This window comes from Paraburkholderia diazotrophica (assembly GCF_038900755.1).
GTDB lineage: Bacteria > Pseudomonadota > Gammaproteobacteria > Burkholderiales > Burkholderiaceae > Paraburkholderia > Paraburkholderia diazotrophica_A.
The window spans coordinates 1-17484 of sequence record NZ_JBBPEN010000019.1 but is presented as its reverse complement, the minus strand read 5'-3'; the positions used below and the strand labels follow the sequence as shown (position 1 = coordinate 17484).

The following is a 17484-nucleotide window of genomic DNA, read 5'->3' as shown; positions in this document are numbered from 1 at the left end:
CATTGAATGGTCGTCCGACCTACGCTAGCGAAATGCTTTCCGCCGCCCGGTGCTGTCTCGCCACCTTCAGTAGCCGCGAAGCGCCGTACGAACATCTTCCGCTGTGATTGTGGCTCCGCCGCCTTCGCGGCACCGGCGCCGCATCGCCTCATCAATGATCCGCTCCAATATCGCGCCGATTTCTGAAACTGGCACGTCGCGCATTGCAAACACGGCATAATGCATCACGTAACGCGATATACGAAGCTCCCCTGCCATCAGGCGAAGCTCGACGCGTATATAAGATGCGACAGCGTCGGGGTCCGGCACCGCAAGCTGAGGCTGGTCCGCGCGTCGGGTGTCACGCGCCCGCGCATCGGAAAGTGCGCTGCTGTTCATTGCGCTGACCGATATAAGTTTCCCTGCGCGGGTCTGAGCTCCCGCATCATCCGCACTTGTCACGAACGCGGTCTCACGGACGCAACTATCCCGAAGTCCCCGCTCTGTAGCGGCGGCGGCATCTATGATCGAACGTCGCGATCCAGCGGGCACCAGAAGCGCATCGTGCCGGTTCAAAGCATCATCGCCCCCAGCGCGTCCGTACATTCGGTCAAGCCTTGATCGAATGTAGGAGGTAGACGAGCATGATCGAGACATGAAAACTTCCAACGCGATTGCCGTAGACAGAGCGAGCATGGATACGACAGAAAACCCGTCAAATGGCAGAAACGTATGCGCCACGGCAAAGACTAACGTCGACCGGCCGAACCAGCGGAACATTGCCCACCGACGAAAAGCAGAACGGAACAGGAGCGCTATCGCTACACCCGTCCACAGAGAGACACCCCGTTCAGTCGACGTAAAAATATGTCCCGATGCGACGTCAGTCCAGACTCCCGTCAACCAGTAGATAAACAATGCAATTCCGGCCATTTGAGAACCTATGACATCAATACGTAAAAGACGTTTGAATAATGCTAATATTTTCGATCGCACGAAATTCTCCTTAGTTAAGCTTACAAAGCGGATCACGATAAAATCGTCCGCAACGACAGTGTCGAGGACAGATGCGTCGACGCAAGTCGAGGCACGAAAGGCATGACGTCCGTCACATCGCCACCGCAGGCGATGTTGTCCAGGCACGGAGCCCGGAAACCGAAACGAGAGTCCACACACACTGACGGCCGGCAGCCAGAAAATGGTCAGGCGAGCCCGCTACGCAAGTGGGCAGGCCTGGAGTCCAGCTATCCTTATTTCGCGGGGAGGCCTGACAGGGTGCCGGCTAAAAAAGAAGAGGCGACAAGCGGACACAACAGGAAGCAATATGTCGAACGCGCGGCACGTGCCGATTGCATTTCGATCGGCCATACTTCTAATATGTAAATGCTAGCCTGGCACCCAGGTACATTCAGCGCAGGAAAGGAACGCATACGCTCGAGCGCGCGCCGTCGCGGTTCGCAGTGGTGCTCAATGCATATGTTGAGGAGCGGAGATTACCTCAGACGGTGCCAATCATATCGGGACGGGGCCTTCCGCCGCCGGGAGGCATTTGATCGGCCCGCCGAGCGCTCTCCACGCGCGGACCAGCGGCGCCAGGCGGATCTCACCGGATACGCGAGCGTTGCCGATATCGATCCTCGGACTTCTGGGTAACCCTCAGGGCGACAATCGAAACGATCGCCATGACACCTGCGACGGTCGTCAGCTTTCCTTCAGACCACTGCCCAAACCAGTCGTCGAAGAAAGAAGCTATCCCCATGTCTCGCCAGAACATTGCCACGGTCATGGCGAGCGTGGCGAGCGCAAGCACGACGAGCGCGACGGCACGCAGGAAGCGCATGATGACTGTGAAGTCGTCGTCTTCATTCAGGGGTGGCATTAACGTCCTCCTTGCACGGTTTCAGGAAGTTGATTCAAGATCCGTGTTGCGTCGTAAGCGGTTTTCACGAGCGTCGACCCAACACCTCCCGCTAGTGAACAAAGTCTTGAGCAGCGAATACGCTAGCGGCTGCCAGCTCAACGTCCGTGGCGCGAATCTCATTAACACGTTCGCGTAAGGCGCGCACGGCGGCCATATCAACGATTTTTTGCAAAACCGCGTCGGCGTCCGCGATTGATCTGCCCGCGAGAAGCTGTTGTAGACGCAAGCGCGTTCCAGGCATGATCACGTAAGTACTCCCCGCCAGCTTCTTGAGATGCGCACAGGCGTACTGAATCATGTCCTGCGAGCTCGGTACGTCGAACATGATTGTTTCCTCGAATCGCCCACCCCTTAAGGCCGCTGGATCAATCTGGTCTAAGTGATTTGTGGTACATATGTATATGATGTCCCGCGTCCGGCCCGCCGCGCCGTCTATTGTCGCGAGAATCCTGTTCGTCAGCGAGGCGACATTCGAGTATCGCCGGGTGCGAAGAATATCCTCGCCTTCGTCAATCAACACAACAGTCGGCCTTAGCTCGCGTGCCTCGCGCACCAGCGATTCCCAGATTTCCGGTCGGGCGATGATCTGACCACCGGTGGTCGAAAGGAATGCATAGCCGCTCTCTTTGGCAAGCGACATCGCAGCGGCTGTCTTCCCGGTTCCGGGAGGCCCGGCAAACAGCAGCCCGGTTGGAATACGTCCGCCAATCTTTTCGAGATCAACCGCATTCTTCATCCTGAATGCGAGGTTGCGTAATATGTCTCGTGACAACTCCGGCATGATGATCTCGTCGGTTGACTTCACGTTTTCCGGCAGTTTGCCCTTCCGGCCTTGCAGTATGCGCATGGCTGCCATGGCGGCCTCGGACGTAACATTGCCTGAGGACAATAACCCGTTGTCACGCATCTCTCCGAGCTGCCTGCCAAGTGCGTCCAGTCGGCTTGCACTAAAACCTTCCCAACGTTGTGCAAGATTCGCCAGCGTGTCTGGGTCAATGCAATCCTGCCCCAACGCCCTGCAAAGGCTATTGTGAAGAAGGGCCTTTCTCGCCTCAAGATCAGGCGATGGCACCTCAATCCTGTAGTCAAATCGGCCATCGCGAATCGATGCCTGATCAAGGACACTGTCGATGAAATTGGTGGCTGCCACGAGCACTACGGGTGCGCCGCGCAATGCTACGATTTCAGTCAGCATTACGTTGGCCATATCATGATCCATCGAGTGCGTGCGTTCAGAGCCCCTGCTTTTAACCAGGGAATCGAATTCATCGATAAATAGCAGGCACGGTGACATACGTCGCGCTGTATCAAACACCGCCTTGATTCGGGCGGGTGTCTCGTTTACCCAGCGAGATGCCACATCACCATAGGCAACCTTAATAAATGGTATTCTTAGCTCTCCGCTTAAAGCTTCTGCAAACATCGTTTTTCCATTTCCCGGATCCCCGAATAACAATATTCCATTGCGCGGATCGTCCCGTGATTGGAGGTGTGTCTTCTGATCGCTAGACGAGATGATTTCGCGCGCGGCAAGAATGAGGCGCTTCTTGATATCAGTCATGCCGACAATATCGCTAAAGTTGTACCTCACCCGCTGTATCAGATGCTCATAACCGTACTCAGATTGCACAGCCTGTGGAGAATCACTCGACTGCTGAACGCTAGTCTGAGCAGGACGCAACTGCTCGTGAGCAGCGAGCTTCATCTGTCGCTTTCGCTCGAATATAAGGAGCAGCAATCCCGTGCAGCAGATGAACACGCCGCATACACCATACACATTTGCGGCTAGCAGCAGCCGTAGCGTCCCGATGCCCACTACGGCGAGAGCAGCCCACCTCCAGCCCCGGCGCCCGGCGCTCAGGAAGACGATTGCCCCTGCGGCGACGACCGTCCATCCGAAAAACCTGAACCCGTTCTCGCCCACCAGATTGTATGGCCCGGATATGGAAGCAAACAGCAACGCCCCCCAGAGAACCGGCAATCCCAAGCAGATCGTTTCAACGAAAGCAAATACGAGTCCCAACATGTTATCCCCTCTATAGTTAGGAATCCCAATCCGAGCTATGCATACCGCGCTTGGATCCGTAGGTCGATTGTCGAGCGATATCTCACCGACGCAAATCACCGTCGGCGCGAGCAGTAGAGTTAAACGGACGTGGACAAGTCCGGAATATCCGTAAGAGGTCGTTGGCGACGATCTGGCAGCGTTGCGAAGAGCAAGTTGATTTGCCGGATCTCGAAGGGACGCAAAGACGAGATACAAAAAGCTCCGGCGTCTTCGCAATGTACGTGACGCGTATCAATCCGCGTTATCAGCTGAGAGCTCGGGCACGAGGTTAAGCCGGTGTATCCATAGACGCGCTCCATTCGATCGGCGATCCGCTACGACGAAAAGGCCTCAGAAATGCAGATATCACCAGCATCTGTAGATGAGCGATGGGCGTTCTCCCGGGGAGCACTGGAAGCCTGGGCGTTACCGGCGCTATTGGAGCAAGGGACGGATCGGAAGAAAGCCGCTGTGGTCGACCGATTTGGATGTGCGGCACGGTGAAGGCTATCTGGGGTGGTCCACGGGGGAAAGGAATGTGTGACGTCGGCCGGGTCACACCTTATTCGGTCTTGGCCTTGACTTCGATACACACCGATTCTTCGCCTCCATTAGCCGCCGGGGTCCGATTCAAGTAGTAAGTCTCCCCCGCAGGTTACTTCATCAGCCCCTCGCGGGAATGTTCCGATCCGCTCTTCTTCCCCACGACCATATGAGCGGCTGACTACAACACGCAACAAAGAATCACCGCGCTCCAACATCTGGCGGCGCCGCAGATTCGGATCGCATGATGCTACGTCACGGATCTGTACCGTCTATCTCGTACTCGACCATGTTCAGATTTGGTCGTCTCGACCAAAAAGCCCTTCGTTCTCGGTCACCGACCCGCTGATCGCGATTTCATTTGCCGCAGAACGGGTTGCCTCCCAACGCCCATTTCCATTCGAAGTATCTAGCCCTTCACCCGGACAATTGCTGACCGGCTGCGCCTAATCTGCGCCCCGGACATTCCCTCTGTCGCGGTAATGCTCGTAGCAGCATTTTCCGCATTCCATCATTCCAAATTCGCTGGAACTATTTTACATAGGATAACGAAGTTTAATCAATGCACACCGACCGCTGCCACGCGGATGTTTAAAAGTTTTTGGACCCTTTTTGGGCGTGAGTACTGCCGTGATCCGGGATTCGGATCTTGATCGGTTCATGGATGCAGCACTTATTGCAAGGAGCATCCTTAAACGACTCCCAAATGCCGACACGTGTTTGCGCTGGAAATGCAACTCGGATTGATGGTCAACCTGTTTATGGATGCGCCGTTGCTTTCGACAAAACCGCTCCATCAGGTACGGACAATACTGGATGCTGCTGAAATCACTGGTTTCGCATTGTCCGTTGCTGCCGGCAACGGCATAGTTAGCGCCCTGAACTAGACTTGGTTGTTCGTCGAACTACCTCGTCGCGTTACATCTATGTTAATGATGCTCGGACGAGGTAGCGCGATATGGCCTTCATGCCCTGTCTCTGACTAGTTTTCTCCCAGATACTCGGGAAAGCGGGTGTGCGTGGTCAAACACCGAGCGTGCCGTGATTCTGGCTCAATATCAGTCGCAGACATCCAGTGCGCGCCACGTTCAAGTTGTCCAATAATGTCCCAGCGTTCGTTCTCCATCGCGACCCACTGCGCCTCTCGAACACCGGCAGTAACGGGGTAAAGGCGCCATTGAGTAGGCCATTGACTGTCGCCCTCCAATCGGAACCGCAATTGACCATCAATGAGTATGTCGAAGGCATTCTCACCATCGGTGACCGCATGTACGCGATCAGCGTAGCGGAAACGAGCGCGGCTGAACGCGCGCGTAGGACAAGGTGGCACTGACATGTAAAGTATCCGAAGGTCGTCGCAACCTGTCCAGCTTCTCATTCGTAACCTGCAACGCAAGTCAGGAGCATCGAGTGCGCATCGATCCGTTGTCAGGCGCGAATGTTCCTACGAGGCATCTCTCCACTTTCTGGATTTGGTTTGCCCTTGACTCTCTGCTCCCGCTGATATTTGTCAGCCAGCCAACTATGCGGGCGTCGCGCTTTGCGATGGATGTCTAAGCTTCGGCGCGGGTCGCAGCACGCGGGTCACAGCATTCATTATTGGCAGATCCGGGCGAACCAGCAGCGCTAGGCGAAATTCTTCCGGTATGCTGGCCTGCCGTCGACCACGCGGGCTGTGTCGATCACTGATCTTGCGATTTCTGTGCAAAACTCGAGTTCGTCCGTCACCGAATAATTAAAAGGAAGGGTATTACCGTTCAAGTTGGCGCGAGACGACTTAATGGTCTGGCGGCACGCAGGCGTCGGCTTACAGTCGAAACACTGCCACCGACTCGCGCAGCACAATCGCCTGCGATTCCAATGACTTGGCCGCAGCGGCAGCCTGCTCGACGAGCGCCGCATTCTGCTGCGTGACTTCATCAATCTGGCCGATCGCCTTGTTGATCTGCTCGATGCCGTCGCTTTGCTCGTGCGCGGCGCCTTCGATCTCCGTCATGATGCCCGTCACGCGCTCGACGGACGTCATCGCTTCCTGCATCGTCTTGCGCGCATCGGCGACTAGCGACGCGCCCTGCTCGACCTGCGCCGTCGAATCGCCGATCAGGTCGCGAATCTCCTTCGCCGCGGCCGCCGAGCGCTGCGCGAGCGCGCGCACTTCCGATGCCACGACGGCAAAGCCGCGCCCCTGCTCGCCCGCGCGCGCCGCCTCGACGGCCGCGTTCAGCGCGAGGATATTGGTCTGAAACGCGATGCCCTCGATGATGCCGATGATCTCGCCGACCTTGCGCGACGACTCGGTGATGCCGTCCATCGTTTCCGTCACGCGCGTGACCACGTCGCTCCCGCGCACGACCGTCTCCAGCGCGCCTTGCGCGAGACGGTTCGCCAGCTTCGCGTTGTCGGTGTTCTGCTTGACGGTCGCCGACAGCTCTTCCATGCTCGCCGCCGTCTGCTGCAAAGCCGCTGCCTGCTGCTCGGTACGGCTCGACAGATCAGCGTTGCCGGCGGCGATTTCGTTCGCGCCCAGCGTGATCGACTGCGTGCTGCCGCGCACTTTCGACACGGTTTCGACGAGCCCGTCGCGCATCTGCGCGAGCGCCTGCAGCAGCTGGCCCATTTCGTTGCGCGAGCGCACCTTGACCGTCGAGGTCAGATCGCCTTCGGCCATGCTGCGGAAGTGGCGGATCGTCTGGTTCACGGGCTTCACGACAGCGGCGGACAGACCGGCGCGCGCCAGCGCGCCCACAACGATGGCGGCCACGCCGATCGCGATGAAAATGCCCGTCGAGATCCTGAAGCGCTGGCTCAGCTGGTCCGCCTCGCGCTGCCTGTTATCGGCCTGCGCATGCTTGAGCGCGTCGATCGCCTTCGCGTAGATGCCGTAGTAATGGTCGCCCGTTTCGCCCTGAATCGTGCGGAACGTGTTGAAGTCGTTATCGACGAGGGCCTTGTGCTCCGGTTCGATCGCCTGGCTGACGAGCGCCGTGCGCGCGTCCGCGACGGTCTGCGCGAGCTTGCGCTCTTCGTCGCTGCCGAACGGGCCGGCCATATAGACGCGGAACTCGTCGTTCGACGCTTCGAGCATCTTGTGCGCGGCCGCGAGTAGCCCTTCCGTTTCCTTGCCGACGCTGAAGAGCGTCTCGTAGCTGCCGAGCGACAGGCGGACCTGCAACAGCTTCTCCGAGCTCGACGAAAGCGCGTTCATCGCGGCCGAAGTCTGTTGCACGTTCTGCAGACCGTCGTTGCTGAATTTGAGCGCGCCCCAACCGACGCCGATCACCGTCAAAAGAAGCGCTGCGAATACGCAGATGACGAGCGTCAGTCCCTGTCGGATAGTGAGGTTGTTGAGCATGGAAAGTCCGTGACATGCAATGGGCAGCCGGGATGGCGGCCTCATCGATGGCTAACGGCAACGGCTCGCGCGCTCTGGATAGGGAAAATCCATGACGCAGCATATGGGATGGCGCGTGCCGGGCGCGCGCGGTCAACCCGTCCGGGCGGGCTGCGTTTCATTTGTATAATCCCCCGTTTGCTTTCCGGCCCCCACTTTCATGCTCAGTTTCGCGCTCGGTTTCATCGTTTCACTACTGGTCACGCTCGTGATCGTGCGTTATGCGCATCTGCATGAAACGTTCGCGGACACCGATCTGGGCGGCGTGCAGAAATTCCACGCGCGGCCCGTACCGCGTATCGGCGGAACGGGGATTCTGGTGGGGCTCGTCGCGTCGGCGATCCAGCTGCATGGCGCGTATCCGGGCGTGTCGGCGGGCATCCTGGGCGTTGTCGCGTGCGGGATGCCGGCGTTCGCTTCCGGCCTGGTCGAAGATCTGACGAAGAAGGTCTCGCCGCTCGTGCGCCTGATCTGCACGATGGTTGCGGCGGCGCTCGCGTACTTCGTGCTTGGGATCGCGGTCACGCGCATCAGCGTGCCGCCGCTCGATTTTCTGCTTTCGTATGCGGCGATTTCGTGCGCCGTGACCGTACTGGCCGTTGCCGCGCTGGCGAATGCGATCAATATCATCGACGGCTTCAACGGGCTCGCGTCGATGGTCGCGTTCATGATGTTCGCATCGCTCGCCTATGTCGCGTTTCAGGTGCATGACCCGATCGTGCTGTCGGCGTCCTTGATCATGATGGGCGCGGTGATGGGCTTCTTCATCTGGAACTTCCCCGCCGGCCTGATCTTTCTCGGCGACGGCGGCGCGTATTTCATCGGCTTCATGCTCGGCGAGCTTTCGATCATGCTCGTCATGCGCAATCGCGACGTGTCGGCGTGGTATCCCGTGCTGCTCTTCATGTACCCGATCTTCGAGACCTGCTTCTCGATCTACCGGAAGAAGTTCATTCGCGGAATCTCGCCGGGGATTCCCGATGGCGTGCATCTGCATATGCTCGTTTATAAGCGGCTGATGCGGTGGACCGTGGGCGCTCGTACTGCGCGAGAGTTGACGCGGCGCAATTCGTTGACGTCGCCTTATTTGTGGCTGCTTTGTCTGATTGCGGTTATTCCCGCTACGCTATTCTGGCGGCATACGTTGCATCTGTTCTGTTTCGTTGTTGTGTTTGCGGCGACTTATGTCTGGCTTTATGTGAGTATTGTGCGGTTCAAGTCGCCGAAATGGCTGGTGGTGAGGAAGAAGCGGCAGTTTTGAGTGGGACGCGAACACGCAAGAAAAAAGGCGCCTCGGCGCCTTTTTCACATCACATCTGAGACATCACATCGCAGCCCGCTTCCCAACAGATATTGGCACACTGCGCAACGGCGGCGCGGTCAGCGTCGGCTGATACTCCGCGACCCAGCGGCGCAGATCGCGGCGCACTTCGTGGTCCGTGAGCACGCGATGCTGCATCAGCCACGGAAGCAATTCGTCGAGCAGATTGATCGGCACGCCGCGCGCCTGCGCGATACGCAGCTTCGAATGCGGCGTGCGCATCGTCGTTTCCTCATCTGCCAGCAGTTCTTCGTAGAGCTTCTCGCCGGGACGCAACCCCGTGAACTCGATGCGAATCTGCTCTTCGGTGAAACCGTACAGCCTGATCAGATCGCGCGCGAGATCGACGATCTTCATCGGCTGGCCCATGTCGAGAATGAAGATCTCGCCGCCCTGTCCCATGCTGGACGCCTGCAGCACGAGCTGCGATGCCTCCGGGATCGTCATGAAGAAACGCGTGATTTCCGGGTGCGTGACCGTCACGGGGCCGCCCTTCGCGATCTGCTCCTGGAACTTCGGGATCACGCTGCCCGCGCTGCCGAGTACGTTGCCGAAGCGCACGGTTTCGAACTGCGTGCGCTCGCTCGTCTGCTGCAGCGCCTGGCAAGCCATCTCGGCGAGACGCTTGCTCGCGCCCATCACGTTGGTCGGGTTGACGGCCTTGTCGGTGGAAATCAGCACGAAGCGGGTCACACCGTGACGGATCGCCGCGCGCGCCACGCGATACGTGCCGAGCACGTTGTTGCGCACGGCCTGCCATGCGTTCTGCTCTTCCATCAGCGGCACGTGCTTGTAGGCGGCGGCATGGTAGACGATGTGCGGCGTGTAGCGCGCCATCACCTGATCGAGCAGCAGCGAGTCCTTCGCGTCGCCGATGACGGGCACGACGGACACACCGGGGAAACGCTCGCGCATTTCTTCGGTGAGGCGATACATCGCGTACTCGGACAGATCGAACGCGATGAGCTGCGCCGGCCTGAAGCGCAGAATCTGGCGGCACAGCTCGGAGCCGATCGAGCCGCCCGCGCCCGTGACCATGACCACGCGCGCATGCAACAGCGCCTCGACGTGAGGGGTATCGATATGCACGGGCTCGCGGCCCAGCAGATCTTCGAGATCGATGTGGCGCACGCGCGAAAGCGACGCCTGCCCTTCCGTGACGTCCGTCAGCGCGGGCAGCACCATCGCCCGCACGCCCGCGCGCACGCATAGCGTCGCCACACGCCGCTGCTGCTCGACGGGCGCCGACGGAATCGCGATGATCGCGTACTCGGTCTTCATCGACTCGGCGATCTCGGACAACTGCGCGAACGAGCCCAGCACCTTGTAGCCGTAAATCTCGCGGCCATGCTTTGACACGTCGTCGTCGAGCAGGCCGATCAGCCGCCATTCGCCCGAGCGCGACAGCTCGCGCGCGAGCATCGCGCCCGCCGTCCCTGCGCCGAGCACGACGACGGGCTTGCCTTGCGCGACTAGTCCGCCGTACAGATAGAACTCTTTCGCCGCGCGGTACAACGCGCGCGAGCCGCCCATCGCAAGAAACAGCAGGAGCGGCGACACCAGCAGCACCGAGCGCGGAATGATCGGCAGGGGTTGCACCATCACCGCGAGGATCATCGCGAGCAAGGCGCCCGTTGCAACCGCCTTCGAAATGCGCAAAAGATCGGGCAGGCTCGCGAACACCCACATGCCGCGATACAGGCCGAAGATGCGGAACATGATGCCGTAGACGGGCAACACCCAGACGAGCGCATGCAGGGCGCTGTCGCGGAAGTCTGTTGGGACGGCGCCGTTGAAGCGAATCAGATACGCAATCAGCCACGCCGCTGCGACGGCAGCCAGATCAAAAAGGAAAGCGCTGAAGGATAGCCAGCTGGCTTTGGTTCTTAGCATCAGCGTCATACCTCGGATTGTTTGGACAGTGTTGACTTGAAACGACGCCAGCGCAGATCGACGATGCCTCCCATGACGACCAGCACGACGGCCCAACCAACGACAATGCCCCACTGAACAGCCGGGGAACAGCCAAGCGCAACTAATGCAAGTCCTATACCGATGATCATGACCGCGTACCACGCCCACGCGGTCCCTGCATGACCGACTCCCGAACGCACCATGCGCTGATAGTAGTGCTCGCGGTGCGCCTGCCAGAACTTATCGCCTCTCGCGAGCCGCCGCAACAGCGTGACCGATGCGTCGCCGATGAAAGGCGCGAACACCAGCGCCGGAAACCAGATGGGCCAGGTTCCCTTGAGCCAGCCCCAGTAGCCGAGGGCTCCCGCTAGATAACCCAGCGAAATAGACCCGGCATCGCCGAGAAAAATCCGGGCCGGATGAAAATTAAATAGCAGAAAACCGAGCGCGGCGCCAGCGATCGCGATCGACGCAAGCGCCAATTCCGAGGCGGGATGACTGCTCGACAAGGCAGCCGCGGCATAACCTGCAAAGCCGAACAGCGCCATGCCACCGGCCAGGCCGTCCGAACCGTCCATGAAATTATAGAGATTGACGAGCCAGATCATCAAAAACGCCAACGCGGCAAGCGCCCACCACGGCGCCGCCGCAGGAAAGAGCGCGACGAACGCGACGACGGCGATCAGATGCGCGGCGAACCGCACGCGCGCGGGCAGTCCGCGACGGTCGTCGACTTGAGAAACAGCGGCAAGGAATGCCGTTGCGAGCACGGCGCACCACAGCGACGGCGCGACCAGGAGCATCCCTGCGAGTGCGACGGGCACGATTCCCCAGCCGCCGACACGGGGTGTTGGACGCGCGTGAAGCGAGCGATCGTTCGGAATATCGGTTGCGAGCCGCCAGGCGAGGCCGGTCTTGAGCAATGCATACAGGATTGCCGCGCATGCAGTAACGGCCAGAATGGCGACTGTACCCACGATCCAGGGAGCCAACGACGAGGCTTGTATTTCCATGATGGCTCAATGAGTCGAACGATACCAGGCGGCGGTCGCCGACAGGCCTTCATCGGTTGAGAACGGCGCTCGCCAGCCAAGCACCTCGCGAATATGCGTCGTGTCCACCAGCAGGCTGCCGATCAGACGATCGACCTGCCCCGAACGGCCCGTCAGCCGGCCCACCGCGCGCAACCAGCCGGCCGGCACAGGAAGCATTCGCGACGGCCTGCCTAGATGGTGGGCAAGCGCGCGCGACAGTTCGGCAACGGTCGGTGCGCTCGCATCGGCGACGTGAAAGCACTGGCGCGCGGCATACGGATCAGTCGCACAGCGCATAAGCGCGTCGGCCAGATTGCCCACATAGATCATGCTGCGGCGCGCCTGCACGGCGCCGAGCGGCAGTGGCACGCCGCGCCATACGGCGTCCATTAGCCGCAGAAAGTTTGCGCGCACGTGCGGCCCGTATACAAGGGGCGGCCGCACGATGACGACGTCCAGCCCCGTTTCCTCGCCGAAGCGAAGGAGGTTGTCTTCTGCGGCGCGTTTCGAGCGGCCGTACCCGTCCTCCGGGCGGGCGGGGTCGTCTTCTCGCAACGGCCAGCCATTATCCCGTTCCGCGACCGCCTTGATGCTGCTCACGAACACGAACCGGCGCACACCGTGCTGCTGCGCCGCCGCTGCAAGACGCAGCGTACCGTCGACATTGGTCGCGCGAAACGCGGCGTCAGGATCAGCGGCTTGATCGTTCATGACGTGCACGCGCGCCGCCAGATGCACGACGCAGTCGACGTTCAGGTCGGCGGACCACGCCCCTCCGACGCCGGCGTAGTCAGGACTCGAATCGATCCATTCCGTCGTGCCGTCCACGCAACCGCCCGCCCGGCGCACGAGACCCGTCACGCGATGCCCGGCGTCGATGAGCGCGCGGCACAACGCTCTTCCGACGAAGCCGTTCGCTCCGCTCACAAGGATATGACTCATAGCCACTTCCAGCCGAAGCGGTTAAAGAACTTGAACGCGGAAGCCGCGAACATGCGGATATGCCCGGAACCCTTGCGGGCCGCTCCGCCACCATGATGCAACACGCGCACGGCGGGCGCGTAAGCGACGCGCGCAAACTTATGTGTGCGAAGGCTTAGGTCGTAATCCTCGAAATAGAGAAAGTAGCGCGGATCAAAACCGGCAAGCGTTTTCAGCACATCCGTTCGAAACAACATGAAACAGCCGCTGACAATGGGCGGGTCCCACACGATGTCGCGCTCGTTGATCACGTCGCGCATTTCGTAGCGCGCCAGTCGCTGATCGAAAACACGGCGCGCGCCGGCAGGGAGGAAGCCTCGCACAAAGAGGTCGAGCAGCGTCGGGTAGCGGCGGCAGAGGTATTGGATATGACCCGCCTCATCGCCTATGCGCGGCGTGAGCAGGCCGACATCCGGATGCCGCTCGAAAAAATCGAGCGCGCGCACCAGCGCCGCCCGGTCGAGATCGATGTCCGGGTTCAGGACAAGGTGGTAGCGGCTGCAAGCGCGCTCGATTGCCAGATTGTGGCCGCGGCCATATCCGACGTTGCCCTGCCCCGCAATGATCGAGAAGGCCGCGCCGCGCGAGCGCAGCTCGTCGAAGAGAGCACCCGTCGCATCGGGCAATCCACCGTTATCGACGAGACAAACAGCCATTCGGAAAGCGGGATGCGTCTCTCTGAGCGCATCGTAAGCGGCCCCAAGACTTTTCAGTGTCTGTGCAAGTTGCTGCAGATCTGGCCGATAAACGACCAAGGATACGGTCAGATCCTCGATTCCGTTACCCGGCTCACTTGTAGTATTCATGTGAAAAAAGTAACGTGTCTTATGCGTGACACTTTATTATTGGATAAGGCCACATCGAAGCCGCAAGTTTGCTCAAAATACCCGTTCTGGGCAACCTGCTTTTCCTTTTGTTACGCGCAGAAACAGCCATTTCAGACAGGACAAGGCCGGCAGACGGCGGCAAGACATGCGTGGAAAGCCCGCCCCGAGTCGACCCTCCGGACCTCGAGGAACGGTAAAAACACAGGTCAGGAAACACGAGCGGGACGCGAAACAGCAAAAACGATAATGGGAGCGGCGCGGGAAAGTTATTTATCCGCTAGCGCGTAGTGGCAATTGGCCGTTGCCCACGACACCGGATGCCCGACACCGTCGCAATACGCCCGGATACAACAGACTCACCGATACGACCACACAACGATGAGAGTGCTTTACCTGCACTGCGGATCGCACAAAACGGCCACGACCGCCTTGCAGGTGGTGCTGAGGACCCACGCCGAAAAGCTCCGAACCCAGGGTTTTCTATATCCGCAAACCGGACGTCTCGGGGGATATCAGTGGCCATCACAATATCGCGTGGAAGTATCACACGATCTGGGCGGCGACAATTAGCTTGGCCGGTCGCTGACGTTTGTTTTGGCCGGTGGTGAGGAGTCGGAGGCGGCGTAGCCGCCGGAGACGACGAACCACCGGCGGCGCCGCGTCGGCGGGGCAATAGGATGGCTGATCGATTCTTAAAGAAGAAGCGGTCAGCACATGTCTGGAACCCGCATCACCGACCAACAGGTTCGCCTCTACATGAACAAGCGCAAACACCATCCGCAGGAAGTCGCGGCCGCCAAGGCAGGAATAAGCGTGCGCAGCGCACGCCGCATCGAGCGTGACGCGACGTTGCCATCCCAGAAGCCGCGGCGCTCCTGGCGCACCCGTCCCGATCCGTTCGCCGATGTCTGGGACAGTGAGGTCGTGCCGTTGCTGCGCAACGCTCCACATCTGATGGGCATCACGATCCTGCGCAAGCTGCAGGATGATCACCCGGGCTGCTATCCCGACGGCATGCGTCGCACGCTGGAACGACGCATTTCTCAATGGCGGGCGCTCGAAGGTCCCAGCCAGGAGATCTTCTTCCCCCAGGAGCATCAACCCGGCGTGCGCGGGCTGTCCGACTTCACCGATATGAGCAAGCTGTGCGTGACGATCGGCGGCGCACCGTTCGAGCACCGGCTGTATCACTTCGTACTGGCATTCTCGCGCTGGGAGTACGCCTGCGTGGTCGAGGGCGGCGAGAGCTTCGAAGCGCTCGCCAACGGCTTGCAGAATGCTCTGTGGCAGGCGGGAGGTTGCCCGCGCGAGCATCGCACCGACAGCCTCTCTGCCGCCTTCAAGAACCTGAGTGAGAAGGAGGACTTCACGACCCGTTACAAGGCGCTGCTCGATCACTACGAGATGCAGGGCACGCGCAACAATCGCGGACTGGGTCACGAGAACGGGAGCGTCGAATCCTCGCACCGGTATCTCAAGGACGCAGTCGATCAAGCCCTGATGCTGCGTGGCCATCGCGACTTCGGTGACCGTGCCGCCTACGACGAATTCATCCGCGAACAGGTGATGCGCCGAAACCGGCGCTGCGCCGCCGCGTTCCGTATCGAGCGCCAGCAGCTTCAGGATCTGCCGGAGTACCGTACCACTGACTTCGTCGAGGAAGAGGCCCCTGTGATCCGCTGCAGCACGTTTACGGTGCGAGGCATCCTCTACAGTGCGCCGTCGCGCCTGATCGGCCACCGGCTGAAGGTGCGCATCTACGGCGACCGGCTCGACTGTTACCGGTCCGGCGTGCTGGTCCACAGCACCGCCCGGGGCTCGCGTGCGCACGACAACCGCCACGCGCTCGATTACCGCCACTTCATTGAGTCCCTGAAGCGCAAACCCCAGGCATTCAAGGGGCTCGCGTTTCGCGACGCGCTGTTCCCGCGCGAGGCGTACCGCAGAATCTGGGAACAACTCGATGCCCGCCTGTCACAACGCGACGCATGCAAGACGATGGTCGGCCTGCTTGAGCTCGCAGGCCTGCACGGCGTGGAGGCCGTACTGGCCGGGCAGCTTGATGCGTTGCTCGAAGCCGGCGAGCTTCCCGATCTCAAGGCGCTGCGTGAGCAGTACGCACCCCGTGAGGCCCAGTGCCCCGAGGTGGAGGTTCAGATGCCGCCCGTTGCCGTCTATGACGAACTGCTCGAGGAGATGGCCGCATGAACGCGCCCGCGCATGATGGTGGCCGCCTGGCCCTGATGCTCAACGAGCTGCGTTTGCCAACGATCAGCAGGTTGTGGCCCGAGTTCGCCGAGCGCTCGGACAAGGAAGGCTGGCCGGCCACACGCCTGCTCGGCGCACTGCTTGAGCACGAGCTGGCCGAACGCGCCAAACGACGCATCGAGCGGCACCGCACCGAATCGCATCTGGACCCGACCAAGACGCTCGCCGCCTTCGACTTCGGCGCCGTGCCGATGGTCTCAAAAGCGCATGTCACGGCGCTGGTTACCGGCGAATCATGGCTGGAGAAAGGCGCCACGGTTCTCCTGTTCGGCCCGCCCGGGGTCGGGAAAAGTCACCTGGGATCGGCTATCGGTCATGCATTGATCGACGCCGGATACCGCGTGCTGTTCACGCGCACCAGCGAACTCGTCCAGAAGCTGCAGGCCGCACGCCAGAGCCTGCAGTTGCCTTCTGCGCTGGCCAAGCTTGACCGCTTCGATTTGATCATCCTTGACGACCTGTCGTACGCGCGTAAGGACCAGGCCGAGACCAGCGTGCTGTTCGAGCTGATTGCCGAGAGGTATGAGCGTAAAAGTCTTCTGATAACTGCAAACCAACCGTTCTCGGGCTGGAATGACGTGTTCCCCGACCCCGGCATGACGGTCGCCGCCATCGACCGGCTTGTGCATCACTCGACGATCTTCGAGCTCAACGTCGAGAGTTGCCGCCGCCGCAAGGCCGGCGACAAACAGAATGCACGGCGGCGTCAATTACACGACGACAACCCTGCTAACCCGTTTAGCGACCGATTGCCCGACGACGGCAACGTTACGCAGTAGCGATGAGCGTCAACTACGCGATCACGCAACGACAACTACGAAGGAGCAACGTCAAATATGACCTGATAACCACCGACAACTACCCCGTTGACCGGCCAAAATAGTTGTCGCTGACCGGCCACGCTGCTTGACGCTCTCTACGATCGGCGCTTCCATCATCGGTACGGCGATCTGGATACGCTATTTGAAGCCATTTCATCCTTCGACGGGAATGTCATTCTGTCGAGCGAAGATTTTGAAAGGTCGTTGTGCCGACCCGAGCGATGGGCACCTCTGCTGCAGCGAGCCAGGAATGCTGGCATGACGCCGGTTTTAATTGTTTGTCTTCGCGACCAGATCACCTACCTTGAATCGTAAGCGGCAGTTTCTCCTCACATAGATCCTGAACTGAAAACAGCGCAGGATGTGTCCACGGTTTTTTAATGGACACACCCTTCATGGACGAGAACTGCGCAGATTTTTTGCCCTTGCGTGCGACC

General features: G+C 60.0%; 12 protein-coding genes. 4 read left to right on the top strand and 8 right to left on the bottom strand.

Annotation, left to right across the window (positions count from 1 at the left end):
* Positions 1 to 66 precede the first annotated feature (66 nt).
* The 3 genes from AABE10_RS33160 to AABE10_RS33150 form a co-directional block, all read right to left on the bottom strand.
* On the bottom strand, positions 67 to 975 hold the full coding sequence (locus AABE10_RS33160; protein ID WP_342937331.1) for a hypothetical protein: 909 nt from the start codon (positions 973 to 975) through the stop codon (positions 67 to 69).
* A 607-nt stretch (positions 976 to 1582) separates the two neighbouring features.
* Complete coding sequence (locus AABE10_RS33155; RefSeq protein WP_342937330.1) at positions 1583 to 1858, bottom strand: hypothetical protein; 276 nt, start codon at positions 1856 to 1858, stop codon at positions 1583 to 1585.
* A gap of 91 nt (positions 1859 to 1949) precedes the next feature.
* On the bottom strand, positions 1950 to 3926 hold the full coding sequence (locus AABE10_RS33150) for an AAA family ATPase (RefSeq protein ID WP_342937329.1): 1977 nt from the start codon (positions 3924 to 3926) through the stop codon (positions 1950 to 1952).
* A 1280-nt stretch (positions 3927 to 5206) separates the two neighbouring features.
* On the opposite strand from AABE10_RS33150, the gene AABE10_RS33145 reads away from it, so the two are divergent.
* On the top strand, positions 5207 to 5377 hold the full coding sequence (locus AABE10_RS33145) for a hypothetical protein (protein ID WP_342937328.1): 171 nt from the start codon (positions 5207 to 5209) through the stop codon (positions 5375 to 5377).
* 920 nt (positions 5378 to 6297) lie between these two features.
* Here AABE10_RS33145 and AABE10_RS33140 read toward each other — a convergent pair.
* A complete protein-coding gene (locus AABE10_RS33140; RefSeq protein WP_342937327.1) occupies positions 6298 to 7842 on the bottom strand; it encodes a methyl-accepting chemotaxis protein in 1545 nt (514 codons plus the stop codon).
* Positions 7843 to 8041: 199 nt separating this feature from the next.
* Here AABE10_RS33140 and AABE10_RS33135 point away from each other — a divergent pair, with 199 nt between their 5' ends.
* On the top strand, positions 8042 to 9142 hold the full coding sequence (locus AABE10_RS33135) for a glycosyltransferase (RefSeq protein WP_342937326.1): 1101 nt from the start codon (positions 8042 to 8044) through the stop codon (positions 9140 to 9142).
* 63 nt (positions 9143 to 9205) lie between these two features.
* Here the strand turns inward: AABE10_RS33135 and AABE10_RS33130 are convergent, their stop codons facing one another.
* The 4 genes from AABE10_RS33130 to AABE10_RS33115 are packed head-to-tail and all read right to left on the bottom strand — an operon-like array spanning position 9206 to position 13937.
* Positions 9206 to 11095, bottom strand: a complete 1890-nt coding sequence (locus AABE10_RS33130; RefSeq protein ID WP_342937325.1) for a nucleoside-diphosphate sugar epimerase/dehydratase — start codon at positions 11093 to 11095, stop codon at positions 9206 to 9208.
* A gap of 5 nt (positions 11096 to 11100) precedes the next feature.
* A complete protein-coding gene (locus tag AABE10_RS33125) occupies positions 11101 to 12129 on the bottom strand; it encodes a glycosyltransferase family 4 protein (RefSeq protein WP_342937324.1) in 1029 nt (342 codons plus the stop codon).
* 6 nt (positions 12130 to 12135) lie between these two features.
* The gene (locus AABE10_RS33120) at positions 12136 to 13092 is read right to left on the bottom strand and encodes an SDR family oxidoreductase (RefSeq protein WP_342937323.1); all 957 of its coding nucleotides are present in this window, start codon (positions 13090 to 13092) and stop codon (positions 12136 to 12138) included.
* Complete coding sequence (locus tag AABE10_RS33115; RefSeq protein WP_342937322.1) at positions 13089 to 13937, bottom strand: glycosyltransferase family 2 protein; 849 nt, start codon at positions 13935 to 13937, stop codon at positions 13089 to 13091. Before AABE10_RS33115 ends, AABE10_RS33120 begins: the two co-directional genes overlap by 4 nt.
* Before the next feature lie 735 nt (positions 13938 to 14672).
* Between AABE10_RS33115 and istA the strand changes: the two genes are divergently transcribed.
* Entirely contained in the window at positions 14673 to 16166 is a 1494-nt protein-coding gene (istA, locus tag AABE10_RS33110; RefSeq protein WP_342937321.1) for an IS21 family transposase, read from the top strand.
* Positions 16163 to 17005, top strand: coding sequence for an IS21-like element helper ATPase IstB (istB, locus tag AABE10_RS33105; RefSeq protein ID WP_342937320.1), 843 nt, complete (start codon positions 16163 to 16165; stop codon positions 17003 to 17005). The genes istA and istB overlap by 4 nt, the downstream gene beginning before the upstream one ends.
* Positions 17006 to 17484 lie beyond the last annotated feature (479 nt).